At 49.0% G+C, this 25541-nt stretch carries 19 protein-coding genes; 10 read left to right on the top strand and 9 right to left on the bottom strand.

Annotation, left to right across the window (positions count from 1 at the left end):
- Nucleotides 1-2: 2 nt before the first annotated feature.
- Nucleotides 3-548, bottom strand: coding sequence for a dTDP-4-dehydrorhamnose 3,5-epimerase (gene rfbC, locus HWI92_RS14020; RefSeq protein WP_204656138.1), 546 nt, complete (start codon nt 546-548; stop codon nt 3-5).
- Between the two features lie 95 nt (nt 549-643).
- On the opposite strand from rfbC, the gene pyrF reads away from it, so the two are divergent.
- Nucleotides 644-1471 carry an orotidine-5'-phosphate decarboxylase gene (gene pyrF, locus HWI92_RS14015; RefSeq protein WP_204656136.1) on the top strand — a complete coding sequence of 276 codons (828 nt, stop codon included), beginning with the start codon at nt 644-646 and terminating at the stop codon, nt 1469-1471.
- A 35-nt stretch (nt 1472-1506) separates the two neighbouring features.
- The gene (gene lysA, locus HWI92_RS14010) at nt 1507-2736 is read left to right on the top strand and encodes a diaminopimelate decarboxylase (RefSeq protein WP_204656134.1); all 1230 of its coding nucleotides are present in this window, start codon (nt 1507-1509) and stop codon (nt 2734-2736) included.
- A 69-nt stretch (nt 2737-2805) separates the two neighbouring features.
- Here lysA and HWI92_RS14005 read toward each other — a convergent pair whose 3' ends face one another.
- On the bottom strand, nt 2806-4089 hold the full coding sequence (locus tag HWI92_RS14005; protein WP_204656132.1) for a type IX secretion system plug protein: 1284 nt from the start codon (nt 4087-4089) through the stop codon (nt 2806-2808).
- Nucleotides 4090-4186: 97 nt separating this feature from the next.
- Between HWI92_RS14005 and HWI92_RS14000 the strand changes: the two genes are divergently transcribed.
- A complete protein-coding gene (locus tag HWI92_RS14000) occupies nt 4187-4765 on the top strand; it encodes a Uma2 family endonuclease (RefSeq protein ID WP_204656130.1) in 579 nt (192 codons plus the stop codon).
- 55 nt (nt 4766-4820) lie between these two features.
- On the opposite strand, the gene HWI92_RS13995 is transcribed toward HWI92_RS14000, so the two are convergent.
- Nucleotides 4821-6770 carry an ABC-F family ATP-binding cassette domain-containing protein gene (locus tag HWI92_RS13995; protein ID WP_204656128.1) on the bottom strand — a complete coding sequence of 650 codons (1950 nt, stop codon included), beginning with the start codon at nt 6768-6770 and terminating at the stop codon, nt 4821-4823.
- 152 nt (nt 6771-6922) lie between these two features.
- Here HWI92_RS13995 and HWI92_RS13990 point away from each other — a divergent pair, with 152 nt between their 5' ends.
- The 5 genes from HWI92_RS13990 to HWI92_RS13970 all read left to right on the top strand — a co-directional run bounded on the left by HWI92_RS13990 (nt 6923) and on the right by HWI92_RS13970 (nt 14934).
- Nucleotides 6923-7501 carry a precorrin-2 dehydrogenase/sirohydrochlorin ferrochelatase family protein gene (locus tag HWI92_RS13990; protein WP_204656126.1) on the top strand — a complete coding sequence of 193 codons (579 nt, stop codon included), beginning with the start codon at nt 6923-6925 and terminating at the stop codon, nt 7499-7501.
- Nucleotides 7502-7801: 300 nt separating this feature from the next.
- Nucleotides 7802-11158, top strand: coding sequence for a SusC/RagA family TonB-linked outer membrane protein (locus tag HWI92_RS13985; RefSeq protein ID WP_204656124.1), 3357 nt, complete (start codon nt 7802-7804; stop codon nt 11156-11158).
- A 23-nt stretch (nt 11159-11181) separates the two neighbouring features.
- A complete protein-coding gene (locus tag HWI92_RS13980) occupies nt 11182-12669 on the top strand; it encodes a RagB/SusD family nutrient uptake outer membrane protein (protein WP_229247940.1) in 1488 nt (495 codons plus the stop codon).
- A gap of 15 nt (nt 12670-12684) precedes the next feature.
- A complete protein-coding gene (locus HWI92_RS13975; RefSeq protein ID WP_204656114.1) occupies nt 12685-13611 on the top strand; it encodes a zinc-binding metallopeptidase in 927 nt (308 codons plus the stop codon).
- A 21-nt stretch (nt 13612-13632) separates the two neighbouring features.
- Complete coding sequence (locus HWI92_RS13970; RefSeq protein WP_204656113.1) at nt 13633-14934, top strand: DUF4302 domain-containing protein; 1302 nt, start codon at nt 13633-13635, stop codon at nt 14932-14934.
- 139 nt (nt 14935-15073) lie between these two features.
- Here the strand turns inward: HWI92_RS13970 and HWI92_RS13965 are convergent, their stop codons facing one another.
- The 4 genes from HWI92_RS13965 to HWI92_RS13950 form a co-directional block, all read right to left on the bottom strand.
- Entirely contained in the window at nt 15074-16459 is a 1386-nt protein-coding gene (locus tag HWI92_RS13965) for a RagB/SusD family nutrient uptake outer membrane protein (protein WP_204656111.1), read from the bottom strand.
- Between the two features lie 27 nt (nt 16460-16486).
- On the bottom strand, nt 16487-19579 hold the full coding sequence (locus tag HWI92_RS13960; RefSeq protein ID WP_204656109.1) for a SusC/RagA family TonB-linked outer membrane protein: 3093 nt from the start codon (nt 19577-19579) through the stop codon (nt 16487-16489).
- Between the two features lie 194 nt (nt 19580-19773).
- Nucleotides 19774-20550 (bottom strand): glycosyltransferase family 2 protein, encoded by a 777-nt coding sequence (locus HWI92_RS13955; protein ID WP_204656107.1) that lies wholly within the window; start codon nt 20548-20550, stop codon nt 19774-19776.
- Nucleotides 20547-21794 carry a glycosyltransferase family 4 protein gene (locus HWI92_RS13950; RefSeq protein WP_204656105.1) on the bottom strand — a complete coding sequence of 416 codons (1248 nt, stop codon included), beginning with the start codon at nt 21792-21794 and terminating at the stop codon, nt 20547-20549. Before HWI92_RS13950 ends, HWI92_RS13955 begins: the two co-directional genes overlap by 4 nt.
- Nucleotides 21795-21898: 104 nt before the next feature.
- Here HWI92_RS13950 and HWI92_RS13945 point away from each other — a divergent pair, with 104 nt between their 5' ends.
- The gene (locus HWI92_RS13945; RefSeq protein ID WP_204656103.1) at nt 21899-22807 is read left to right on the top strand and encodes a class I SAM-dependent methyltransferase; all 909 of its coding nucleotides are present in this window, start codon (nt 21899-21901) and stop codon (nt 22805-22807) included.
- A gap of 3 nt (nt 22808-22810) precedes the next feature.
- Here the strand turns inward: HWI92_RS13945 and HWI92_RS13940 are convergent, their stop codons facing one another.
- Nucleotides 22811-23308 carry an ORF6N domain-containing protein gene (locus HWI92_RS13940; RefSeq protein ID WP_204656101.1) on the bottom strand — a complete coding sequence of 166 codons (498 nt, stop codon included), beginning with the start codon at nt 23306-23308 and terminating at the stop codon, nt 22811-22813.
- 139 nt (nt 23309-23447) lie between these two features.
- On the opposite strand from HWI92_RS13940, the gene HWI92_RS13935 reads away from it, so the two are divergent.
- Nucleotides 23448-24713, top strand: coding sequence for a nucleotide sugar dehydrogenase (locus tag HWI92_RS13935; protein ID WP_204656099.1), 1266 nt, complete (start codon nt 23448-23450; stop codon nt 24711-24713).
- Between the two features lie 2 nt (nt 24714-24715).
- Here HWI92_RS13935 and HWI92_RS13930 read toward each other — a convergent pair whose 3' ends face one another.
- On the bottom strand, nt 24716-25522 hold the full coding sequence (locus HWI92_RS13930) for an FkbM family methyltransferase (protein ID WP_204656094.1): 807 nt from the start codon (nt 25520-25522) through the stop codon (nt 24716-24718).
- Between the last annotated feature and the right edge of the window lie 19 nt (nt 25523-25541).

Here is a 25541-nt window from a genome sequence, read left to right as displayed (position 1 = left end):
ACTCAGGCTCTGCTATCCTCAAAAAGCGACCTGAAAGTAGGAAGTATAATATCCTTTTCTGAAACAATAGGATCTACTACACCCCAGTTGATGCCGAGATCGGGATCATTCCAGAGAATACCCGATTCAGCTTCCTTGTTGTACACATTCGTGCATTTGTAACTAAAAACCGTATCCTCCAGTGCCGCAAAACCATGGGCAAAGCCTTCGGGGATATAGGCTATGTTGTGTGTATCGCTCCGCAACTCAAAAATTTCGTATTTGCCGAAAGTAGGAGAGTCGGGGCGTATATCCACCGCCACATCCAGAACACGTCCCGAGATCACGCGTACCAGCTTACCCTGTGCAAAAGGTGCCTTTTGGAAATGCAGCCCGCGCACTACGCCCTTTTTCGAAAATGACTGGTTATCCTGGACAAACCCTGTCGGTAACCCATGCTTCTGAAAAGCCTGCTCGTTGTAAGATTCAAAAAACAGTCCCCGCTCGTCTTCAAAAATGCGTGGAAAAATCTCGATCAGGCCGGCAATGGAAGTTTCTCGGATCTGCATGGATCAAAAAAAGGGGTTTGTTGAAAGCTTATGTCCGGACAAATTTATGAATCTATTGACAGAGGTTGTAATTTCGCCGCATTATTTCGCAAAACATGACGTACGAATTCTTGTTTGGGCAGATTTCCCAAAAACAGTCTTACCTGTGTGTTGGTTTGGATACCGACATCCGGAAAATACCCGCCCATCTGCAGGGATTGCCGGATCCTGTGTTTGAATTCAACAAGCAGATCATTGATGCCACCGCCGACTACTGCGTCGCTTACAAGCCTAATATTGCATTTTACGAGGCACTTGGCAAGCAAGGCTGGGAGAGCCTGCAAAAAACCATAGCTTACATTCCAAAAACCCATTTCACAATCGCCGATGCCAAGCGCGGTGATATCGGAAACACCTCGGGTCTTTATGCAAGGACTTTCTTCGATCCGGCTTCTTCCGGGCTCGATTTCGATGCAGTTACTGTGGCGCCGTACATGGGCAGTGATTCGGTTATGCCGTTTCTTGACTTTGCGGATAAATGGGTAATCCTGCTGGCACTTACCTCCAATCCGGGGAGTACGGACTTTCAGCGCATGAATGCGGACGGTGCACCCCTGTTTGAACAAGTGCTGAAAACTTCCAGTGAATGGGCAGGCAAGGACAGACTGATGTACGTTGTCGGCGCTACGCAGGCAGGGGAATTCCAGCGCATCCGCCAGCTTGTGCCCGAACATTTTCTGCTGGTACCCGGCGTAGGCGCGCAGGGTGGCAGTCTTGAAGACGTTTCCAGGTTTGGTATGAATGCACATTGCGGACTGCTGGTCAATGCATCGCGCAGCATCATTTATGCAGATAACGGATCGGATTTTGCATCGCATGCCCGGCAGGAAGCCTGTCGTTTACAACAGGAAATGGCCAGATATCTTGATCTTTATTGCCGATAATCATATAACCTTCCCGCAGTTTTACCCGATTCAACATGCAATTGACACAAGAGGAAACATCCCATAGTATCCAGGGCATTGACCTGGCTGAGCTTACCGAACAATTTGGCAGCCCTTTGTACGTGTACGACGCCGATGTAATCCGTCGCAAGGTTACTGCATTGCAGCACGCATTTTCTTCTGTTGATATGAAAATGAAGTATGCGTGCAAGGCGAATACCAATCTTTCTATTTTACGACTGATGAGAAGTATCGGCGTGGAACTGGATGTCGTGTCGCCCGGGGAGCTTGAAATCGGGATGCTTGCAGGTTACGAAGCCGGGCAGATTACCTTTACACCCAGCGGAGTCCCTTTTTACGAAGTACAGGAGGCCGTAGAAAAAGGAGCGATCGTCAACGTTGACAGTCTGCCTCTTCTGGAATGGTTCGGACAAACATTTGGAAATACAAAGCCCTGCCTGATCCGTATCAAACCGAATGTGGCGGCAGGTGGAAATATCAAAATCATGACGGCGCATGCCGATTCCAAGTTTGGTATTTCCGTACTTCTGCTGGATCAAATTCTGGAAGTTGTTAAAAAGTATAAAATCCGTGTTATCGGGTTGCACCAGCACACAGGATCGGATATCAAAGATGCTGCGCCTTTCCTGCAAGTGGCTGATATTCTCCTGGATACCGCCAGGCACTTTCCTGATCTTGAAGTAATTGACCTGGGAGGCGGGTTTAAAGTTTCGTACAAACCCGGCGATGAAATCACGGATATGAAGTTGCTGGGTAATAAAATTTCCGAGCGTTTTCAGGCTTTTTGCAAAGAATACGGCAGGGACTTGCAGCTGTGGTTTGAACCGGGCAAATTCCTGGTGAGTGAATCGGGCTACCTTTTGGTAAAAACAACCGTCGTTAAAGAAGATCCCGCACGCAACTTCGTGCATGTCGACTCAGGACTCAATCACCTGATCAGGCCGATGATGTATGGCGCTTACCACCATATTCTCAACATTTCCAATCCGGCAGGTGCACTCAAAACCTATAATGTGGTGGGTTATATTTGTGAAACGGATACTTTTGCCTCAGACCGTGAACTGCCGGAAGTCAGGCAGGGCGACGTGCTGGCGTTCCTGAATGCAGGTGCCTACGGCTTTACCATGAGCTCCAACTACAATGCGCGGCAGCGCCCTGCTGAGGTAATGATCGACAATGGTGAAGCAAAGCTGATCAGGAGAAGGGAAACCATGGAAGACCTGCTCCGTACCCAGCTGGATTAATATGCATTTAAATCAGGCTTATTCATGTTGCTTGGCACGTGAATAAGCCTGAACCTTATCATGCCGGTTCTATCGCCTTCTGTTCCATTCAACAGTACGGTATCCTATCAGAAGGTCGGCGCGGCCTGCCGGCGGGCGAAAGTAGACCAATACGTCATAATCATTTTCCGTCGGAGCAAAATTCCCTTCAATGGGCGCTTCATCCGGTTTACCGTTAGTGCCACGTACTACGCTGTAATTGTAATTGATCACGCCTTGTTTCAGCAGGATTTCAGCTTCGTATGCCTTTGTTTCAGGGTTGTAGGTCATGCGGTTCCTCTCATCCAGTTGCCATAAGTTGAATGCGCCATTCACATAGTAGGCTGCGCCAGGTTCCTCATCTGATTTCAAAGTGAAAAGTACAGGCGAGTAATCCGCTTCAATACTGCCGCGCCCCGACTCCCGCTGATCCACAATATATTGTCCGTTAAAGTCATCGACCTGAACGTATGGCATATCCACGCGTGACTTGTCGGCAAAAAGCCGCAGACGGGTATAGTCGCCGGTACGTTCAAGTTCACTGATCCCGTACCCGCGGGCCGACAATGTCCTGCTGTCAAAGTACCTGAATTCATTACCGCCCTGAAATGTATTTTCCAGATCAAAAAATGTGTATTCAAGGATCTGGTCAAATGGTCGCACATTGGTGGGGCGAAAGCCCGTTTTAGCCTGGTCCCACCGGAAATTTTTACGCATGATTACTTTCAGGTCGGTTTGAGGCGCATTGAGCGGATAACCTTTGTAACTGATGCTGAAATCAATCTGCTGGTCGGTAAACTGCTGCTGTATACCCTGCGAAAAACGTGCTTTGGCATCAATGCTGACCCTTGATTCGTATAGCATAAACCGTCGGCTGAGTATGGGCTGCCGGTCCCGGTCGGAATAAACATAGATCACATAGTTGCCGGCCAGTTTCAGTTTCGGAAGCTCAAACCGGTAGTGGAAATATGGGACCTTGGTGCTGAAAGATTGTTCGTAGCTGGTAATGGGGTATTCATTGAATTCATACGTAAATTCAATGTCATTCAGGTTCGACTTGGTCCAGTCTGCATTGCAGTGAACAATCTTAGCACGGTAACCCTCAAAGTCAGTGGAGAGGTCATCATATTCCAACACCAAGGGAGCAGGGTTACTTACCGGCATGACGGGCGGGCTGAGCAACCGCCGTGGATTTTCAGCGTCTTCAATGGCTGGGTAAAGTAAAACAGTCCGGATTTTCTGAGCATAAATGTGATCTTCGAGCCGGAGGTTCCTGGGCTGGGCTACTGCCTGTACCAGGCCTGCAAGCAGGAACAGCAGGGAAAAGAGGCGCATAAATTTTTGAAAGGATAACGTTACTTTACCCGTTAAGGTACGTCTGGTTAATGAAACGTGGTTTTCATTTTAATAACTATTTTTGCTAATCAGGTCAATGACAGCACAATTACAGAAAATGTACTCGGAGCAGGAATATCTTGAAATGGAGCGGGAAGCTGCATTTAAAAGCGAATACTACCGGGGCGAGATCTTCGCCATGTCGGGAGCGGGCTATAACCATAACCGGATCGTAGAAAATCTTTCTGTTGATATCGGTGGGTATCTTAAAGGAAAAAGCTGCCGTACTTTTTCAAGTGACCTGCGCATGCATATTCCTGCAAATGGACTGTACACCTATCCCGACCTGCTCATTACGTGCGGTAAAAATGAGTTTCTGGATGAAAAGAGGGACACAATCCTGAACCCGGTAGTGATCATCGAAGTATTGTCTCCTACGACTTCCGGCTATGACCGCGGGGAAAAGTTTCACTTTTACCGGAGTATACCCTCTTTAAAAGAATATGTCCTGATCAACTCGCTATCCATTGCCGCAGAGGTGTACCGTAAAAATGACCTGGGCGTCTGGTACCTGGCATCGGAAGCTTATACTGTCAATGAATCCATAGAAATAGCAAGTATAGGCATTACCCTGCTACTGGCCGATATTTACGCCGAAACAGAAGATCTTAAATAAAAGAAGGGAATCAAACGATTCCCTTCTCCCTTTATCCATTCCTCCATATTCCCGCCTATTTCCCCGCCAGCTCTTCCACTTCCATCATCGCATTTTCCCACGAGTCAGTAGCGGATTCCAGCTTTTGCTGAATGTCGGCATAAAACTGGTTAAGTTCTGATAATGCTTTGGCATCGTCGTAGATCTTCGGATCAGCCAGCCTGCCCTCGGCCTCGGCCTTCCGGGCTTCCAGGTTATTGATTGTGGCTTCCAGTTCTTCAATCTGCTTGCGCGCCTTTTTCAACCTTTGCGCATCTTCACCTGAGTGGGTCCGGTTGCTGGGAGCCAGTGCCGGTGCAACTGTCTGCACCTGTTTTTTCTGCGGAGGCGCACTGCTTACCACTACTTTCTCGCTCACTGCCGATTGCAGTCCCCGCTCTTCCACCCAGGTCTCATACTCCTCGTAGGTGCCGGGGTATTCCTTAATCTGGTGATCTTCGATGTACCAGATTTTATTGGCAATATTTTCAACGAAATACCGGTCATGGGAAACCACAATGTAGCTGCCTTCGTACTGCTGCAATGCCTGGATCAGGATGTTCACAGACTGCATGTCAAGGTGGTTCGTCGGCTCATCGAGCAGCAGGAAGTTGGCTTGCGACAACAGTACCTTCGCAAGCGCCACCCGCGATTTTTCACCTCCCGAGAGTACTTTTATTTTCTTGAAAACATCATCTCCTGTAAACAGGAAGCATCCCAGTACGGTCCTGAGCTCCGTCTCCGACTTTTCAGGATTGGCATATTTCAGCTCTTCAATCAGGTTATGCTGGACATTCAGCGATTCGAGCTGGTGCTGTGCGTAGAATGTAAATGACACATTATGCCCGAGCCGCCTTTTACCTTCGATGCCTTCAGTACCCGCCACGATCCGGAGCACAGTGGATTTTCCCCGTCCGTTTGCCCCGATCAGCGCGATTTTGTCGCCGCGCTCCATGCTGATGTTGGTATGGTCAAGAATGACCTTGTTGCCATAAGCTTTGGAGGCATCTTCCAGCTGAAACACATGCCTGCCCGGCTGGGTGGTAAACTGGAACCTGAAATGGACCTTCGCATTTTCATCAAGTACCTCATCTACAACATCCATTCTGTCGAGGGCTTTTACCCGGCTTTGTACCTGGCGTGCTTTGGTTGCCTTGGCTTTGAAGCGTTCAATAAAACGTTCGGTCTGCCTGATTTTGGCCTGCTGGTTTTCATAGGCACCTCGCTGGATATCGTTCCGCAGCGACTTTTCTTCAAGGTAAAAAGAATAGTTGCCTGCGTAGTAATTTAACTTTCCGCCCGAAACCTCCACCGTTGTATCAATGGTATTATCCAGGAACTGCCGGTCGTGGGAAACCACGATCACTGCATTTTCGTACGATTGCACATATTTCTCAACCCACTGAATGGACGGAAGGTCAAGGTGGTTGGTAGGTTCATCAAGCATCAGCAGGGAAGGTTTCTGCAGAAGCAGCTTCGCCAGCATTACCCGCATCCGCCAGCCTCCCGAAAATTGCCGCAGCGGCTTGTGCAGATCGTCTGTAGAGAAACCCAGACCTTCCAGGATCGCTTCGGCTTTGGATTGTACCGAGTAGCCGTCCAATGCCTCAAATTCGTCCTGAACTTTTGCAAGCCGGTCTACCAGGGCATCTGTATAGTTGTGCTCCATATCGTGCAGGATCTTGTCCATTTGCACTTGCAGCTCGTTTTGCCGCCCGAAAGCCTGCATGGCCACCGAGAGAATGGTATCGTCAGTCTGATAGGAAAGGAGATCCTGGTTGAGAAAGCCGATAGTGCAGTCGCCCGACTTGGAAATACTTCCGCCGTCCGGCTGGAATTCTCCATTAATCATCCGGAGCAACGTAGACTTTCCGGTTCCGTTCAGGCCGATCAGGCCGATTTTTTGTTTGGGTTTTATATGCAGGGAAGCAGTGTCATAAAGTGCCCTGTCTCCCAGAAAATAACTGAGGTTCGTTATCGCGATCATAATACAAAGGTAAGCCGAAAGGCGCACATAGTAAACGCGTACTTGTTGGAATAGTTATAAACCAAATGCGCCTCGTCCGAAACAAGCATTATTATTGTAAATTTGATTATATACACGTTCCGTCTGCCCATTGATTTTTGAACACCAGAAAAATGAACAATCTTTTTCCCATATTCCTGAAACTGGAAAATCTGCACACACTGATCGTAGGCGGAGGTTATGTAGGACTTGAAAAAATCACGGCTGTACTGGACAATTCCCCCCAAGCTACGGTGACCCTCGTAGCACCCGAAATCAGGGATGAAATACAGGAACTGGCGCAAGTCCGGGAGCGTCTTACATTGATTTTCCGGAAGTTTGAAGAACAAGATCTGGACGCGAAAGACCTGGTGATCGTGGCCACCAACGATAAGCTCGAAAACCAGCGGATCGCCAGTATAGCACGCGTCAGGCATATGCTGGTGAACGTGGCTGATACGCCCGCCATCTGCGATTTTTATCTATCCTCTGTCGTAAGGAAGGGTAACCTGAAAGTGGCAATTTCTACAAACGGCATGTCGCCTACGCTCGCAAAAAGGCTGAAAGAAGTGCTCGGCGAAGCCCTCCCGGATAATCTTGAAACCGCTATGGAGCAATTGCGTGCCGTACGCGAAATGCTGAGTGGCGACTTTGCTCAGAAAGTCGATGAGCTCAACCGCATTACATCCGTACTTACCGCCGGGCCGAAATGAATTCATTTGCCTGAAAAACACCCCCGGACGTCCACAATAATTCAAAAACTTGCCTGTTTAATAACAAATACAGGATTATTGCGTATCAGCTTGTACCTGTTGCATCATTATGCCGCATTCAGGTCGTATACTGTTATTTTATTTTTGTTTTTGTTTAAAAAATGAAATAAATGCTTTTGCCGGTGTTCCGGCGACGTTTGCTTTTCGTTTTTGGTGATAATGCGTATTATTGAGTTTGTTAATCCTTAAACCGCCAGGTGGCAATCCATTCATTTAGATAGACTTTTACTTACTTCCCATATGAATGTTTTTTATCGGATCAGAGGCCTGGGACGGCTTGTTGTGTTGCTCTGCGGTATAACATCTCTTTCAATTCATTTTTCAGGTACAGTTTACGCATCCATTGTTGCCGACATCGAGGTAAAAGGTGTTGTGAAAAGCACTTCCGGAGAGCCGCTGGTCGGATCTACGGTGCGGGTGAAAGGCACGCAAAAGGGTACCGTCACCAACGAGCGGGGCGAGTTCAGCATCACCGGTGTTGATGATAATGCGACCCTGGTGGTAACAATGATCGGCTTTTTACCCAAAGAAATAAAAGCCGGCAGGAGCGTGTCCGTGGAGCTTGCAGAGGATGCAGTAGGCCTTCAGGCTGTGGTGGTGACCGGTTTTCAGCAGATTGATAAAGACAAATTTACCGGTTCAGCCGTCACGCTGAAAACGGACGACGTCAGGATCGACGGGCTGCCCGATGTGAGCCGGATGCTGGAAGGTCGTGCTGCGGGTGTTTCCATTCAAAACGTTTCGGGTACATTCGGCGCTGCACCCAAAGTTCGTATCCGCGGCGCAACCTCGCTAAACGGGGATAATAAGCCACTTTGGGTCATCGACGGTGTGGTGCAGGAGGATATTGTGAACATTTCAAACGACCAGCTGTCGAGCGGTGATCCTACTACCTTGCTGGGCTCAGCCGTAGCAGGTATCAACCCGAATGACATAGAGACCTTTGATATCCTGAAAGACGCTGCCGCTGCTGCGCTTTACGGCGCGCGGGCGATGAATGGTGTTATTGTAATCACAACTAAAAAGGGACGGAGCGGCAAACCGGCGATTACGTATTCCGGCAATTTCAGCACCCAGCTTACGCCTTCCTACCGTAATTTCAACATCATGAATTCGGCCCAGCAAATGTCTGTGCTGGGCGAGCTCGAACGCAAAGGTTACCTTACTTCCAATGTTTTGTCCAAGCCGGATTTTGGGGTTTATGGTAAATATTACAATGCACTCAATGGCGACAATGAAGGTAATTTCCCGATCGCCAATACGCAGGAGGCTAAAAAGGATTTCCTGATGCGTTATGCCAGGGCCAATACAGACTGGTTTGACGTGCTTTTCAAGCAAAACTTTATCCAGGAACATTCCATCAGTATTTCTTTTGGTACGGATAAATCCAGCTCCTACTTTTCAACCAGTTACCTGGACGACAATGGATGGACGATCGCCGATAAAGTGAAGCGCTACACCCTGAACTTCAAGAACACGTACAATATTTCTGACCGGCTCAGCCTTACTACCTCCACGCTGGCGTCTGTCAGGCGGCAGCAGGCACCGGGTTCCCTGAACCGGAGGAGCAACCCGGTCGAGGGTAAGTTTGACCGTGACTTTGATATCAATCCTTTCAGCTACGCCCTGAACACCAGCCGCACGCTGACTGCCTACGATGAAAATGGGAATCTGGAATTTTTCCGCAGAAATTTTGCCCCCTTCAACATCATATCCGAACTCGCCAATAACAGGATCAACATCAACCTGGCCGATATTAAGCTCCAGGGAGAATTGTCTTTCAAGATCAACGATCACCTGACCTACGATTTCCTGGGTGCGCTGCGCTACATACAGACGGGCCGCGAGCATACAATTACAGAAAACTCCAATATGGCCAATGCCTACCGCGCTGCCGACAATGCAACGATCGCGCTGGCCAACAAGTACCTCTATACCGATCCCGATGTTCCCAATGCATACCCCGTAGTGGTGCTGCCGAGCGGAGGTTTTTACAACCGCAATGAGGACCAGATGCTGTTTTACAATGTTCGTAACAATTTGAGGTACAACCGGATCTTTGATGACCGGCATGCATTGAACTTTCTGGTAGGGCAGGAGGTGAAGTTTACCAATCGGCAAAACGCCAACAATACGGGTTATGGCTTCCAATATGAGCAGGGAGGAACCCCTTTTGTCGATTACCGTATTCTGAAACAGACCATTGAAAGTAACTTCCAGTATTATGGAATGCAGATGGATTACGAACGCTTTGCAGCATTTTATGGAAGTGCCGGGTATACGCTGGATGAGAAGTACAACTTTACCGGCTACATCCGGTACGATGGTTCCAATGGATTTGGAAAGTCGGCCCAGGCGCGCTGGCTGCCGACCTACACCGTGGCGGGATCCTGGAATTTTGACCGGGAAAACTTCATCAAGAGATTCAAGTGGCTGAGTATGGGGCGGCTTCGTGCGAGCTACGGACTATCTGCCGATACCGGCCCGGCTACCAATACAGCAGTACTTTTTCAAAGCATCATCACCCGCAGACCTTATACGGATGAAAAGGAATCGGCCATCCAGCTCAGCTCACTCGAAAATACCGAGCTGACCTGGGAAAAGCTGTACAGCGGCAACGTGGGCCTTGATTTAGGTTTTCTGGGTAACCGGATCAACTTTTCACTCGATGGCTACATGCGCCAGAGTTTTGACCTGATCGACCAGATCAAGACCTCCGGGATTGGCGGGCAGATCTACAAGGTGGCCAACTATGCGGATATGGAATCGCACGGGATTGACTTCTCGGTTGATGGAGTTCTGTTCAAAAACAAGGATTGGGATTTCCGGTCGCGCATTACACTGGGGTATGCCCAGACACGCATTACCAATGTGGAAAATGACCCGGGAATTTTTGATCTCGTAAAAGCCGAAGGAGCCAATGTGCAGGGCAAGCCCGTACGCAGCTTGTTTTCCATAGACTATCGTGCGCTCAAAGCGGAAACGGGTGTGCCGGTTTTTGTAAATGAAAATGGGGAAGTAAGCTCCGATGTATACTTACAGGACCAGAATGTCAGCTACCTGAAATATGAAGGTCCGGTGGATCCGCCTTTTACAGGAGGTTTCAATAATACATTAACCTACAAAAACCTGTCACTGAACGTGTTCCTGACCTACCAGGCCGGCAACAAAATCCGCCTGAACCCATTGTATAAAACCACGTTCAGCGACCTGGATGCGATGCCGAGGGAATTTCTGGATCGCTGGGTTATGTCCGGGGATGAAAGTGTGCCAAGCATTCCTTCCATTCCTGATTTGCTTGAAAAACAATACCTTACCGGAACGTATCCCTATAATATTTATAATTATTCTACAGACCGGGTGGCCAAAGGTGACTTTGTCCGTCTAAAGTCTGTATCACTGATGTATAAGGTGCCTTTGCCGGTGGCGATGAAGGCCGGGTTCAAGGGGGCAAGCATTCAGCTTTCGTCCATCAATCCCTGGCTGATTTATGCCGACAAAAAGCTGAAAGGGCAGGATCCGGAGTTTTTTAATGCAGGCGGAGTGGCTCAGCCCATTCAGAAGCAGTTTACGGTAGCGATCAAGTTGAGCTTGTAAGGGACCATTGAGCGATGAACAAAATGACTTTTTTTACTAAAATAAAAAGCAATGCAGCCCGGGCGATGATGCTTGCCTTTCCGGCATTGCTGCTGGTTTCGTGTGAGGATTTTCTGTCCAAGGAGCCGGATAGTACCCGGGCGGTGATCAGTACGCCCAAGCAGGTTTCACAGCTGCTGACCACCGCTTATCCCCAGGGTGGCTATGTGGTATTTGCAGAATCGATGAGCGACAATGTAGCCGATAAGGGAGTAGGCGTAGACGACCGCATTAACCGTGCCTCATACCTTTTTGATGTCGTGGAAGCCACGGTAGACCAGGAGGATTCGCCGGACCGGTACTGGGTAGAGTGTTACCGTGCCATTTCTGTCGCAAACCAAGCACTCGACATTATTGAACATGCTGCCGATTCATCCCAGTTCAGGGCGCAGCGGGGCGAGGCGCTGGTGGCCAGGGCTTACGCGCATTTTATGCTGGTCAGCTTTTTTTCCAAATTCTACAACCCGCAGCAGCCTAATTCAGATCCGGGAATTCCTTATGTAACCGAGCCCGAAACTATCGTAATCAAGCAATATGAGCGCAAAACCGTCGCATCCGTTTACGAAATGATTGAAAAGGACCTGCTGGAAGGCTTGCCGCTGATCAGCGACGGGGCTTATACAGTGCCTAAATATCATTTTAACCGGGCAGCGGCTTATGCATTTGCAACACGTTTTTATCTTGTAAAACGGGATTATGCCAAAGTGCTCGAATATGCCAATCTGGCTTTTGCCGGCACGAGCATAGGTGACAATCTGCGACCTTGGAACACGACTTATGCAAGCCTGTCCCCGGCTGAACTCTTTAACATTTACTCCCGCGCCAACCAGAATGCCAACCTGCTGCTGGCCGAAACCGCATCGCTCTGGGGACGCAATGTTTCGCAATACCGGTTCGGCATGACCTACCAGAAATGGCAGGAAGTTTCAGCGGGTGAAGGGATCATTACCGGCTCGGGCAACTGGGTATATCCGCTGTACTACCGGGGTGATAATAATTATTTTGTACCAAAGCTGACTGAGTACTTTGTGCGCGAGTCTGTCAATGCTGAAATTGGCTTCCCGTATGTCATGCTCCCGCTTTTTACTGCCGAGGAAGTATTATTCAACAGGGCTGAGGCCAATACTTACCTGAATAACCCGACTGCGGCTTTGGCCGATCTCAACCTTTTTGTAAGTAAAAGGGTTGCCAATTACAATGCTTCGAGGCATGCAGTGACTGCAGCGAGCATCCGCAGTTTCTTTGGAACTTCCAATACCACGCAGGGACTGGTAAATACCATACTGAGCTTTAAGCGGGTGGAATTTGTACAGGAAGGTATGCGTTGGTTTGATCTGCAGCGCTACGGCATTTCGGTCACGCATCAGACGGCTACCGGAACTGTCATTACCGTTCCGGCGAGTGACCCGAGGCGGGTACTTCAGATCCCGCAAACAGCAGCGATTTCAGGCATTGAACAAAACAGCAGGTAGGCTTACACAGCAGATATGATGAGCAAATCAGTAATAAAACTTTTGTCGGCCGTGCTGGTACTCAGCATGACGCTGGGCAGCTGCAAGGAGGAAAAAATCGGCGATGTGGAGGAAATTCCGGGGCTGGGAGGCGATACGTGGGTGAAAGGTCCGGTTGACCAGTGGATACTCGACAGCCTTACCACGCCGTACAACATTTCCGCCAAGTACAAATGGGACCAGTTTGAGTTTGCAAACATTACCAAAACGCTTGTGCCGCCTGACGAAGCTCAGGTAATTCCGCTCCTGAGCACCATCAGGAAAGCCTGGACACAGCCTTATGTGGAGGAGGCAGGAAAGATATTTTATAATAAATATTCGCCCAAGTTCTTCATTCTTTCAGGGAGCAATGAGTACAATGCAGAAGGCTCTGTAACGCTGGGAACGGCCGAGGGGGGCCGGAAAGTTGTCCTTTATGGCGTGAATCTTTTCAAGATCAAAGGAATGCCGGGCTACAATGCTGCCCGTGATTCGTCTTTTGTGAAAGACTGGTTTCTGCATACGATTCATCATGAATTCGGTCATATCCTGCATCAGACTGTATTGTACCCGGTGGAGTACCGCAACATCAGCAAGGCACTGTACCAGGGAGGAAACTGGATCAACTGGTCGGACGCCGATGCCCGCCGTGACGGCTTTATTACGGCATACAGCTCATCGGCCTTTGACGAAGATTTTGTAGAAATGATTGCGATGATGCTCACGGAGGGTAAAGTTGGTTTTGACAAGATCATCAATTCGATTCCCGAAGGAACCAGTGATCGCGGCACGACCCGCGCGCAGGCGCAGGCGGCTTTACGGCAGAAAGAGGCGATCGTCGTGGCCTATTACAAGAATACCTGGAACATCGACTTTTACAGCCTGCAGACCCGGGTGCGGCGTTCTATGAACCGGCTCTTTTAAGATCATTTATCAAATTCAAGGATGAAAAACTCCCTTTTATATTTTCTCTTTATCGGCTCGGTACTTTTTGGCTGCGAACGCAAGGAGGACACGGTGTTCGAAGAAACCGCGGATACACGGCTGAATGCAGCCCTGGCATCGTACGAAAAGCAGCTGGTGGAGGCGTCCAGTGGCTGGAATGCGGTGATTTACCCGGCAGGCGGAGGCAGCTATGGTTTTTATTTCAAATTCAATAACCAGAACCGGGTAGTGATGTATTCCGATTTTACGGATTCCTCGGCGGCTACCCCCAAGGAAAGCAGCTACCGGCTCAAAGCATTGCAGACACCTGCATTGATTTTTGATACATACTCCTACCTGCATGTGCTGGCTGACCCTGATGCTGAGGTAAATGGCGGAGATCTGGGCGTAGGATTGCTGTCTGATTTCGAGTTCAGCATCTTTCCCGATTCCGTAAAAACGGATGTGATTACCCTGGTAGGCCGGCAAAATAAAAGCAGGCTTGTGCTGACAAGAGCTTCCGAAGCGCAGGCTGCGGCATATACAAGCGGTGCGCTGGCCAAAGCAGTTCTTTTTAACAATATCACCAAATATCCTACTTACTTCAAGCGCATCACACTGGGGAATACAACTTACGAGATCACGGCCAATGCCACGTCGCGCACCATGAAGCTAACCTGGCTTGAAGGCGCAACACCCCGAAATTTTACCACTACTTATTATTTCACATCTGCCGGACTGGTATTTACCACCCCACTTGTAAATGGTTCCCAGACAATTGCCGGCTTCAGTAATGTTACCTGGAATGCGAATACCGTACAACTCGGATTCTCGGGTGGCGGGGCGAGCGGCGTGGTAGCGAGTGCTGTAAAGCCCGTAGCAGTAGATGCGGCAGCTCCCCGCCGCTGGTGGCAGGCGCCTGTTGCGTCCGGGGCATACTGGCGATCCTGGACCGGGTTTTCTGTCAATGGCGTTGAAGATGCCTTCGGGATTTCTAAGCTGACCTCGACCAAAGGTGAATATGCTTACGTAATTTATCAGCCTATCAGTGCGAGATACGACTATTTCGGCCCGGTGTTTTTTGCAGATAACGTCCTGGATAATGACTATGCTTACGCGCCGATAGCATCTTTTACCACTGACGGGCGTGTTATTTTTAAAGAGGGCGGAGGTTTCGGTATGCCGGCTCCGACTACGGGTCCGGCTGCAAGCACCATTAATTTGCTTTATGATGCCAGCGGTTTTTATCTCGTACAAACTTCACCAACTACCTATGATATGGTAAGTGCCAAAGATGCCAGAGCCTGGATCAGCTGGTTTTAGTTTGAACAGGCTTTAAAAAACAGTCGCGTGCCTCATTTACAAGCAACTTTATTTCAGCTTTAAAAACTTTCAGCGCGTATAAAAAACAAAGCGCACTGCCTGGCCGGCAGTGCGCTTTTTGCATAACATACGGTATTTGCTAGTTATACCCTTCATTTTGGACCAGCTTTGGATTTACATCGATCTCGCGTTGCGGGATCGGCAGGATCAGCTTTGGAGAGTTGTATGGCAGTGAGCCAACATTCGCTTTGTTGCGTTTCAGGTCATGCAGCATGTGCCCCTCAAATGCCAGTTCCAGGTGGCGTTCTTTGAGAATGGAAGCCAGCGTGACCGTTGTGGCAGCGGGCAGTTTTGCACGTGTACGGATCAGGTTGATATCGGCAAGCGGCGTTGCACCAACCGAAGTACCCAGCCTGAAATTGCTTTCTGCACGCGTCAGGTACATTTCAGCCAGCCTGAACTGCAGTACATTACCATAGGTATCAAGGTGTTTCTGAGTAAAGGTATTATTGGTTGGAGTCAGGAAAAACGCACCCCTTTCGTCGCCCGCCTCATACAGTGCCCGGTGTCTGGCAGCAATACGGATGTCGCCTCTTCCCGAAGTTCCTGGTATACCCGAGATCTGGGTTCCAAAAAACGTATTCATATCATTGACACCATCCTGCTGGGTCACGATCATCGAAAAGATGTACTCGGCAGGGTTGGCGCCGCCATTGCGCAGGAAGGTGTAGAACAAAGAGCTGAAAGTAGGGGCAAGTTTATATTTGTCCGACTCGATCACTTCGTTCGCTTCGTCCCGCGAAGCAGCAAAGTTGGATTGCATCAGGTATACCCTCGACAGCTGCGCAGCTGCGGCGTACTTATTGGCATAGTTGATATTCACATCGTTTACTTCCGGCAAAAGAGCCTTGGCTTCTGTCAGGTCGGACAGTACCTGCGCGTATACCTCTGCCACTGAGTTTCTTGGTACCTTGTCTGCATCCGTGATAATGCGTGTCGGTTTCAGTACCAGCGGAATGCCCGGGTTTGCTGCATTATCACCATCACCCCAGGTTTTGGCGTACAATCTTACCAGATCAAAAAACAGGGAGCCCCGGATAAACTTGGCCTCACCCTCTATGCGCTGGCGTTTGTCTTCATCAACAATATCGAGTGCAGACAATACATTGTTGCACCGGTTAATGGTGATATAGGAGTCCCGCCACGTTGCCAGGGCTGTTACATTGGCAGTGGTGATCTGTTTATTATTCATTTCCAGCAGGTTCTGGAAAGTGCCGCCGAAAAGCAGCTCGTCACTGTTGCCCAGCAGCTCGGACGAGTACTGGAATCCACCACCGTAAACATCGGAATCCTGCAAGCCGTCGTAGCAGCCGATCAGGGTAACCTCCACATCGCGGGAAGTGCTCAATGCAACACTTTCATCTATACTTTGCGTGGGTTTTACGTCAAGTTTACTGTCGCAGGCAGTTGTTAAAAGCAAGGCCGCGAAGAAGGCCGCATAGCTCTTATATATTTTCTTTTTCATAATCTTCAGGTTCAAAACAGGTTATTGTTACAAGCCGACATTAATACCAACCAGGATTGTGCGCGGCTGAGGAGCAGTGTAAAAATCGTTTCCAAGCGCAAACTTCGTATCCCGTTCACCCAGGTCATCGGTATTCACCTCAGGGTCCCATCCTTTGTACTTGGTAAACGTCGCCAGGTTCATCGCAGAAGCGTAAATGCGGATCCGCTCTGTTTTAATGCGTTTGAGCAGGCCGGCTGGCAGGTTATAACCCAGTGTCAGCGTGCGCAGGCGCACATAGGATCCATTATAGATGTACCGGGTAGAAGCCTGGTTGCCATTTCCCTGATAGAAGCGGGCCTCAGGAACATTGGTATTGGGGTTTTCGGATGTCCACGCATTCAGCTGGTCTACCGTCTGGTTGTCCTCATAAATACCGTTGGCAGATGCATACTGGCCTACGCCATAAAAGTTGATCTTGTTTCCTGCAACACCATTAAAAAATACATTCAGGTCGAAGCCTTTGTAAGAAAACGTGTTGGTAATACCGCCTACCAATTTCGGATTCGGGTTTCCGGCTACCACGCGGGTTGCGCTATTATATCCGTCATTGTTGACCGTCGTGCGGTCAGGGCCTTCTGCGCCGGGGGTATTTTTGTAAAACAGGGCATCTCCGTTTGCGGGATCCACACCTGCATATTCAACGGTGTAAAACACCCCGACCGCCTGGCCTTCCATAACCCGGCTCATATTTCTTATTCCTCCCTCGATAATCTGTCCCTGGATATCGGTAACCTTGTTTTTGTTATTCGCCAGGTTCAGAGATGTATTCCATTTAAATGCACCAATAAGGTTCTGTGTGTTCAGAACGAATTCCACACCTTTGTTTTCTAGTTTCCCTACGTTGGCAACCTGTATCGAAAAGCCGGAGGTAGCCGGTACGTTTACTTCCAGCAAAAGACCATTCGTCTTTTTTACGTAGTAGTCAATTTCTCCATTGATCCGGTTGTTGAAAAAACCAAAATCAACGCCAAAATCAGCCTGCCTGGTTGTTTCCCATTTCAGATCAGGGTTGGCAAGCTGTGACGGACGCTGTCCGGCTGCACCTGCATAACCTGCGTCACCCGAAAACAGTCCCAATTGTGGAAAGTCCCCAATCTCAGAGTTTCCGGTTGAACCGTAGCTGGCCCGTAGTTTAAGAAAGCTGAGGGTATTGTTGTTCTTCAGGAAGTTTTCCTCCGATAATACCCAGCCTCCGGAGACAGACGGGAAAAATCCGTATTTTGAATTTACCCCAAACCTGGACGAACCATCAATCCGGGCACTTGCAGATAGCAGGTATTTGTCCGAAAACTTGTAGTTGAGGCGCAGGAAATAGGACAGGAAGCGGAAATTGGTTTCAGTTGAGCTGCCATCCGATTTGGTGGCTGCACTGGCTATTTTAGTATAACTGTCGGAAGGGAACTGGGTACCCTGCACGAAATTAATTTTGGTTTGTGATTGCTGGTACGACATCCCCAGCGTGGCTCCAAGGGAATGAACACCAAAAGTTTTGTCGTAAGAAAAGAAGTTATTGGTGTTATAATTGGTCACAAACGTTCCGTAACTCTCACCCAGTCCGTTGCTGGCTGCGGCGATATTCCTGTTGTTCTGGCTTTGGTAATATCCTTCTTCATTTTGGTTTAACACATCCACACCCAGCTCACTGCGGAATTTGAGCTCAGGGCTGAAATTGATCTGGGCATAGCCGCTGGTCAGGTTCCGGAATGAGGTTGCAGTAAAATGAGCATAGTTGATCGAGATCATCGGGTTGAAATACAATGGCAGGTTCGGATCTCCCGGAGGCGTACCGATAGGCAGTCCTGTTTCGGGATCCGTAAACGGTGTAAGCGGAGTGATTGCGGCCATTTGCAGCGGGTTTGAGAAGGCATTGTCACCCGGCAAACGTTTGTTTACCGTTCTTGAAAGACCCATGGACAATCCCAGCTGAAGCCATTTATAAGCCTGATGATCGAGGTTCATGCGTCCCGATACACGATCCAGCTCGTTTCCGATCAGTGTTCCTTTCTGACCCAGATATTGTCCCGATAAGAAGAACCTGGTTTTGTCATTTCCCCCGTTCATCTGAAAGTCCAGCTGCTGCATGGGCGCCTTCCGGAAAGCCTGATCCTGCCATGCATAGTTCTTTTGATTGGGCGTATTGGCAGTACCCAGACTGTAATAGTCCAGGTTACTCAGCATGTAGGAGGTTGACGATTCCGGATCCGAAGGATCAATACCGTCCAGGCGATCACTGTTGGCAGCCGCCATGGTGTAAAACTTCACATATTGATCAGCATTCAGGAAGTCGACGCGGCGGGTAGCTTCCGCGGATCCCAGCTGGTAGTTGACACTCACATTGGTTTTTCCTGCTTTGCCACGTTTGGTCGTGATCAGTACAACCCCATTGGCAGCGCGTGAGCCGTAAATCGCTCCCGCCGATGCATCTTTCAGGATTTCAATGGATTCAATATCATTGGAGTTGATGTCGTTGAGGGGGTTTGTTCCGCCACCATCACTGTTGCTTTGGTTAGCTGTGGTAATGGGCATTCCGTCCACTACATAGAGGGGCTGGCTGCTTGCACTGATTGATGAGTTCCCGCGGATACGCACATTGATCGCCTGTCCGAGCTTGCCCGTACCGCTGTTTACGTACACCCCGGCTGCACGGCCCTGCAGGGCTGCATCAACACTGGCAACAGGCATATTCTGGATTTCAGTGCCTTTTACCTGAGCGATGTTACCGGTAAGGTCTCGCTTGATCTGTGAGCCGAATCCTGTGACGACCACCTCATTCAGGCTGCGTGTGTCGCTGGTCAGTTTTACATTAATCACCGACTGGTTTCCTACGGTGACCTCTTGCGTGGACATACCGACGAAACTAAAAACCAGTACCGCGCCGGAAGAGGGAACGCTAATGGCGTAATTACCCTCGGCATCCGTTTGCGTGCCCGTCGATGATCCTTTCAGTTGTACCGAAGCACCAGGCAATACAGATACATCATCGTCGGCCGTAACCTTTCCGGAAATTTGTGTTTGCCCATAGACGGACAACCATGTACTTAGCAAGAGAGACAATGCTAAGAGCAGAAATTTTTTCATAAAGTTAGTTTTGGTTATTTCAAGGAAACGTAAAACAAATTTAGCCTTGTTATCACAAATACCAAAGAATGTAAGTCCTTTATGGATTAGTGCCTATTTTGTTAAATAGGATTAATCAGGGAAAAAGCATTTTGAAATGATTAGCTGATGCCATTGTAAATGCCTTGAATGAAGCAAACGGTACTTTACAGTATTTACCAGTATTTTCCATTTTTCCTGGTAAAAATAAAGCCGCGCCAGAAGATCCGGAGATGGTTGAAGAGGGAGGGCACCAGACCGAAATGTTTCGTGAGCACTTTGAACCGGTCTGTAAGCGAGCGGCGGTGATTTTGAATGGAAGCGCCGCCCATCAGGTAGCAGCACAGGGTAAACGGGAGATAGTGCACCGAAGTGGCACGTTTGAGGCATGTAATTTCCCAATCAATGTCTGCACTCAGATTGGTAATGTCGTAAGTAGGAGCCAGGCTGGTTTTTACAATAAATGCCTGATGACACACTTTCATACCCAGGGCAAAGTCCTGCCAGCGCAATTGTTTGGGCAAACTGTGGGGTGTAAACCGGCTTCTCAACCCAAACTCACTGCCATCTTCCCTTACGAGCATGGCATCGCTGTAAAAAATGTCTGCGTCGGTTTCAAAAGCGGCGTAAAGATCAGGGAGAACCATGTCGGCGGCAATTTCGTCTCCTGCATTTAAAAACCAGATGTATTTTCCTTTTGCAGCAGCCAGACCTTTATTCATAGCATCATAAATACCCTTATCAGGCTCGGATAGGATGCCCGAAACGATGTTACGGTACCTGCCGGCAATAGCAAGTGTAGCGTCCCGGGAATTACCATCGATAACCAGGTACTCCGGCCGCAATCCTCCTTCCAGCCGGTTTACGGCCTTGCTGACGCTTTCCAGGGTTCTTTCAATGTATTTTTCAGCGTTGTAGGTAATTGTGACAATGGTAAGCAAGGGCTCTGTCATGGCAGCATGGATTCGTAAAGTTGATGGTACCGGCGTGTCACAACTTCCTCTGCATAGTGGCTTAGTACCTTCTCCCGCGCGTGGTGTGACAGCCTTCCCTGTTCATTGTGTGCCAGTACCCAGCTGATACCTTCGGCCAGTCCGGGAGAACTGCCTGCCTCAGCCACATAACCATTCAGCTGATGGTCGATCATTTCGGGAATGCCGCCGGTCCTGAATCCTATCGCCGGAGTGCCGCAGGCCATTGCTTCCATAATGGTGTTGGGTAAATTGTCTTCCAGCGAAGGGACCGCAATCACATCAGCAGCATTGTAAGCATCAACCATCTGTGCGGTATCCGTAATTTTGCCAAGGTAATGCACCTTCGCGGCCAGGTCGGCAAGTGCTGCATTCTTTGTTTTACCAAACATTATCACTTCAAGGTCGGGGTACTGCATGTGCAGGGGTTCAATCGCTTCCCTAAAAAAAGAAAAGCCTTTTCTCGGGTCCTGGGTGTTGGCACCGGCAAAAAGTATGAGCTTTTTGCCGTCAGGCAGTTGCAGACGCTGTCTGGCACTAGCCTGGTCGCCGGGTTTGAACACTTGCGTATCAATGCAGTTGGGAATGCTTAATGAATGTAAAGGCGCGGTCAGGGCTGCGCTTTTTACCGTATGATCAAGCCAGTTGCTGGGCGACACGAGCGCAATGCGCGGGATGCCGTACAAGCTTTGTTTTTTTTCAAATTGTGTAAATGAAATATCATAGGGCCCCGCAGTGGACAGATAGGGACAATGCCGGCAATGCGTCAGAAAATGGTCACATCCGCGATTATAGTGGCAGCCACCGGTTGCAGCCCACATATCATGCATCGTCCACACGACAGGTTTACCCAGCCTAAACAGCTTTTCCAGTGAGCGCATGGAAAGAAACCCGAAGTTGAACCAATGCAGATGGAGGATATCGGCAGCCTGCACCAGCGGGTGGCTGCTGATGTCCGCACCGATCCGGGCGGGCGAAAATGCAAACCGTACGGACCTGTCTTTTTCATGGGGGAGAAAATGCAGCCGCTCGCCCGCAAAACGTGCAAAAACGAGCTGCTTTTTCCAGGTAGTATCAGCCAGGGCAGTCACACCATTTTCAGGATGCCGGGTGTCCGGCACAAGCATGGCCGACTGCACGCCTGCTTTCAGCAATGCACGGTGCAGCCTGGTGGCTGCGATTCCCGCGCCTCCTTCGAGGTGAAAAGTACTGAGGTGAAGAATCATTGCAAAGGAGATAGTAAAGCCGGCACCGGCAAAATTAAGTACTTAGCCGGTTAAAAATTTGTTCCTTCAAGGTATCTTTATCCCAAAATTATCCCCGGCGTATAATGTCAACAGAGAAGCGCAGCCACGAGGCGCATTCGGAATGGTATGAAATACAGTATGCAACCTCCGAAGCCAAAGACAAGGCGATAGCGCGCTGGGAGTATGACAGGCAGCATCATACCATCAATGACTGGATTCATCAGCGCCAGCTGCAGCTTGCCAATCCGTTTACGCAGGAGCCGAAATCGTGGCTGACCATTGGGGACGGTTATGGTTTCGATGCCAACCATTTTTTCAGAAAAGGACTGGATGTTACTGCCACGGATATATCGGAGACATTCCTTCCGCTGGCTGCCTCACGTGGATTTATTGATAAATATTCTGTTGAAAATGTTGAAAAGCTGAGTTTTCAGGATGATAGCTTCGATTATGTTTTCTGCAAGGAAGCCTACCATCATTTTCCCCGCCCATACCTTGGCGTGTACGAGATGATCCGCGTTGCCAGGGAAGCCATCATACTTGTCGAGCCGCACGATCCGATCTCCAAAATGCCTTTTTTACTTGCATTAAGGAACATTTTCGACCGGATCGATACGGGCCTGTTGCAGAAGTACTGGAAAAACCGCTACTCGTTTGAGGAAGTCGGTAATTACGTTTTTAAGCTTTCCGAGCGTGAAATGGACAAGCTGGCTAACGGAATGGGACTTCCGATGGTTGCCTTTAAAGGGATCAATAACAACTATTACCATCCGGCGTCAAGCCTGGAAAAAGCGGATGACAGTTCTCCCGCATTCCGGAAAATTAAGCGTAAACTTGCTATGCACGATTTTCTGTGTAAAACCTCACTGATGCCTTACCAGGTATTATGTGCGGTTATTTTCAAGAAAGTACCTTCTCCAAGTGTGATCAGGGCTATGCATGAGGCCGGCTTTCAGGTACATGTTTTTCCGCCCAATCCGTATGCGCGTTAACTGCTAGTCATCCGGCTTGAAGCCGATCTGCTTCCGGGCGGGGCGGGGTGGATCAAGCAGGTAGTCCAATGCCTGGTAAATGTCGCTGAACTTGGCATTCATTTCTGTTTCAAGGCCATTGATCCGCTCTTTCAGCTCCGCGTAATCCTGAACATACTGGCGCATCAGCACAAATGCCCGCATGATCATGATGTTGACCTGCAATGCTTTCTGGCTTTTCAGCACACTGGACAGCATGGCTACACCCTGCTCGGTGAATGCAAAGGGTGTTGCGCCACCAAGGAAGCTTTTTGAGGGTATCACATTTTGTGATACCATGCCGGCAATTTCTTCCGCAGTGAGCTCAAACATAAAATCGGGTGGGAAGCGGTCCTGATTACGCCTCACAGCTTGTTTCAGCAGGCGGGTTTCTACTTCGTAAAGCGCGGCAAGTTCAAAGTCCAGCATAACCCGGCACCCTCGTAGTGAAATTACCTTTTTTTGAATGGTCGTCAGTTCCATGTTTAGGGGATTGTGTATGAAAATGGTGTACTTATCCTCAGGACGGGCATTTTTGCAAAAAGTCACACATCTTTTTTACATTTTTTGGAAGTCATAATCTTCCCTAGCTTTATGCCGCATTCAAATTGAACCACGCTATATGCTTCCCGGATCAGAGAAAAACATTGCGGTAATCGGACTAGGTTATGTAGGCCTTCCACTGGCAGTTGCATTTGGTAAAAAGTATCCCGTAACAGGTTTTGACATCAATTCCAGGCGCATTACCGAACTGAAAGCCGGCTTGGACCGGACACGCGAAGTAGGCGAAAAGGATCTCAGGGAGAGCATTCATCTTCGCTTTTGTGACAGTGCGGGTGCGCTGCGCAACTGTAATGTGTTCATTGTGACCGTACCCACTCCAATCGACAGTTACAAAAAGCCTGACCTTACCCAGCTGCTGCATGCCAGCCGGCAGGTCGGTCAGGCATTGAAGCGGGGCGATGTGGTGATATATGAATCCACGGTGTATCCGGGCTGTACTGAGGAGGATTGCGTGCCGGTGCTGGAAAAGGAGAGCGGTTTGCGGTACAATGTGGATTTCTTTTGCGGTTACTCGCCCGAGCGCATTAATCCCGGCGATAAGGTAAATACGCTGACAAAGATCAGGAAGGTTACTTCCGGTTCCACACCTGCGGCTGCTGCCTGGATTGATGACCTTTATGCCGGAATTATTGAAGCAGGCACGCATCGGGCATCGAGTATCAAAGTTGCGGAAGCTTCCAAGGCCATCGAGAATGCCCAGCGGGACCTCAATATTTCATTCGTAAATGAACTTGCCCTGATTTTTGACAGGATGAACATTGATACGACCGAAGTACTGCAGGCAGCCGCGACGAAATGGAACTTTCTGAATTATAAGCCCGGACTGGTGGGCGGGCATTGCATTGGTGTAGACCCATATTACCTGGCTTACAAGGCCGAATCTCTGGGGTATTATTCGCAGGTAATTCTCTCCGGAAGGCGGGTGAATGATACAATGGGCGTGTTTGTAGCCAACAAGCTGGTAAAACTGATGATCCGGAAAGGACATAAAATTGAAGGGAGCCGGGTACTGATCCTCGGATTGACGTTCAAGGAAAACTGTCCTGACATACGCAATACACGGGTGATCGACGTAGTCAAAGAGCTGAAAGATTTTGGCATGCAGGTGGAGGTATACGACCCTTGGGCATCTGCCGAGCTGGTTTTTACCGAGTATGGCATTCAGTTACTGCAAAAGCCCGGAGGTCAGTACGAGGCGATTGTATTAGCGGTAGCCCATGATGTGTTTGGGACGATCGAGTTCCGGGATTTTACCAAGACGAATTCAGTGATCTATGATCTCAAATCCGTCCTGCCGCGGGAGCTGGTGGATGCGCGCCTTTGAGCCTACTCCCGCCAGCAGGAAATGTTGAGTTGCAGGTCCATTACATCATTGTTTTTGTATTGATGATTTACAAAAGGTCTGGTGCGATGCTGGTTTGTATCAATGTAGTAGCGGAAGCCATTTTCTTCGATAATCTGCATGATATTGGCCAGTCCCTGCTGGTTGCCGATGTAGGAGTGAAATTCTACAAACAGATTTTTAACCCTGCCCAGCTCTGTCCTGCAATCTTCCAGTACGTCGGTTTCTGCTCCTTCAATATCGATTTTGAGAAAATCAATGGACGCCTCCCGGGTCAGATAGTCCTTTAAACGAACCGAAGAAATTTTCTTTTTTTCAGCCAATGAAAAAATGGATGAAGAATCTGCCGTCTCGCTCCCGAACCAGACGCCCTCATTATCTTTCCAGACTGCCTTGTCAACAATGCTAACACCCTGTACCTGATTGTTTTTCAGATTGGCAGTCAGCATAGCCGCAATAGCAGGTTCGGCCTCAAAGGCAGTAATGCGAGCATTAGGAAAAAGTTTTTTAAAATAAATAACACTCATGCCGACATTGGCACCGCAGTCGTATATGACCGGAGATGGGGTATCTGCTTTAAAAAAGTAAAATTCGTCTACAAAAATCTCCTTGTACTGCCAGAGAAAAGACATCAGATCCGGAACCGAGATCCGGTATCCGGCAAATTGTACATTCGACCGTACATGCCGCTGCTTGTCGCCATAGCGGGTCAGTAATCTGACAAACTCCCGCGCCTCACGGGTTTTTAATGCATGAAACGGTTCTTTAAGGAGGTATTTCAGCCAGTACATAAGTTCAGGATTGTCACAA

Origin of the sequence: Dyadobacter sandarakinus, assembly GCF_016894445.1 — a bacterium.
Taxonomy (GTDB): Bacteria; Bacteroidota; Bacteroidia; order Cytophagales; family Spirosomataceae; genus Dyadobacter; species Dyadobacter sandarakinus.
Note: the sequence above shows the minus strand (reverse complement) of the source record. Positions and strands in the feature narration are given on the sequence as shown.

What these genes read in the sequence shown, in the direction of transcription:
- HWI92_RS13960 (WP_204656109.1), bottom strand. Translation starts at nt 19,579, where the DNA reads ATGAAAAAATTTCTGCTCTTAGCATTGTCTCTCTTGCTAAGTACATGG.
- HWI92_RS13970 (WP_204656113.1), top strand. Translation starts at nt 13,633, where the DNA reads ATGAAAAACTCCCTTTTATATTTTCTCTTTATCGGCTCGGTACTTTTT.
- HWI92_RS13985 (WP_204656124.1), top strand. Translation starts at nt 7,802, where the DNA reads ATGAATGTTTTTTATCGGATCAGAGGCCTGGGACGGCTTGTTGTGTTG.
- HWI92_RS13990 (WP_204656126.1), top strand. Translation starts at nt 6,923, where the DNA reads ATGAACAATCTTTTTCCCATATTCCTGAAACTGGAAAATCTGCACACA.
- HWI92_RS13980 (WP_229247940.1), top strand. Translation starts at nt 11,182, where the DNA reads ATGACTTTTTTTACTAAAATAAAAAGCAATGCAGCCCGGGCGATGATG.
- HWI92_RS13965 (WP_204656111.1), bottom strand. Translation starts at nt 16,459, where the DNA reads ATGAAAAAGAAAATATATAAGAGCTATGCGGCCTTCTTCGCGGCCTTG.
- HWI92_RS13955 (WP_204656107.1), bottom strand. Translation starts at nt 20,550, where the DNA reads ATGACAGAGCCCTTGCTTACCATTGTCACAATTACCTACAACGCTGAA.
- HWI92_RS13935 (WP_204656099.1), top strand. Translation starts at nt 23,448, where the DNA reads ATGCTTCCCGGATCAGAGAAAAACATTGCGGTAATCGGACTAGGTTAT.
- HWI92_RS13950 (WP_204656105.1), bottom strand. Translation starts at nt 21,794, where the DNA reads ATGATTCTTCACCTCAGTACTTTTCACCTCGAAGGAGGCGCGGGAATC.
- rfbC (WP_204656138.1), bottom strand. Translation starts at nt 548, where the DNA reads ATGCAGATCCGAGAAACTTCCATTGCCGGCCTGATCGAGATTTTTCCA.
- HWI92_RS13975 (WP_204656114.1), top strand. Translation starts at nt 12,685, where the DNA reads ATGATGAGCAAATCAGTAATAAAACTTTTGTCGGCCGTGCTGGTACTC.
- HWI92_RS13945 (WP_204656103.1), top strand. Translation starts at nt 21,899, where the DNA reads ATGTCAACAGAGAAGCGCAGCCACGAGGCGCATTCGGAATGGTATGAA.
- HWI92_RS13995 (WP_204656128.1), bottom strand. Translation starts at nt 6,770, where the DNA reads ATGATCGCGATAACGAACCTCAGTTATTTTCTGGGAGACAGGGCACTT.
- HWI92_RS14000 (WP_204656130.1), top strand. Translation starts at nt 4,187, where the DNA reads ATGACAGCACAATTACAGAAAATGTACTCGGAGCAGGAATATCTTGAA.
- lysA (WP_204656134.1), top strand. Translation starts at nt 1,507, where the DNA reads ATGCAATTGACACAAGAGGAAACATCCCATAGTATCCAGGGCATTGAC.
- HWI92_RS14005 (WP_204656132.1), bottom strand. Translation starts at nt 4,089, where the DNA reads ATGCGCCTCTTTTCCCTGCTGTTCCTGCTTGCAGGCCTGGTACAGGCA.
- HWI92_RS13930 (WP_204656094.1), bottom strand. Translation starts at nt 25,522, where the DNA reads ATGTACTGGCTGAAATACCTCCTTAAAGAACCGTTTCATGCATTAAAA.
- pyrF (WP_204656136.1), top strand. Translation starts at nt 644, where the DNA reads ATGACGTACGAATTCTTGTTTGGGCAGATTTCCCAAAAACAGTCTTAC.
- HWI92_RS13940 (WP_204656101.1), bottom strand. Translation starts at nt 23,308, where the DNA reads ATGGAACTGACGACCATTCAAAAAAAGGTAATTTCACTACGAGGGTGC.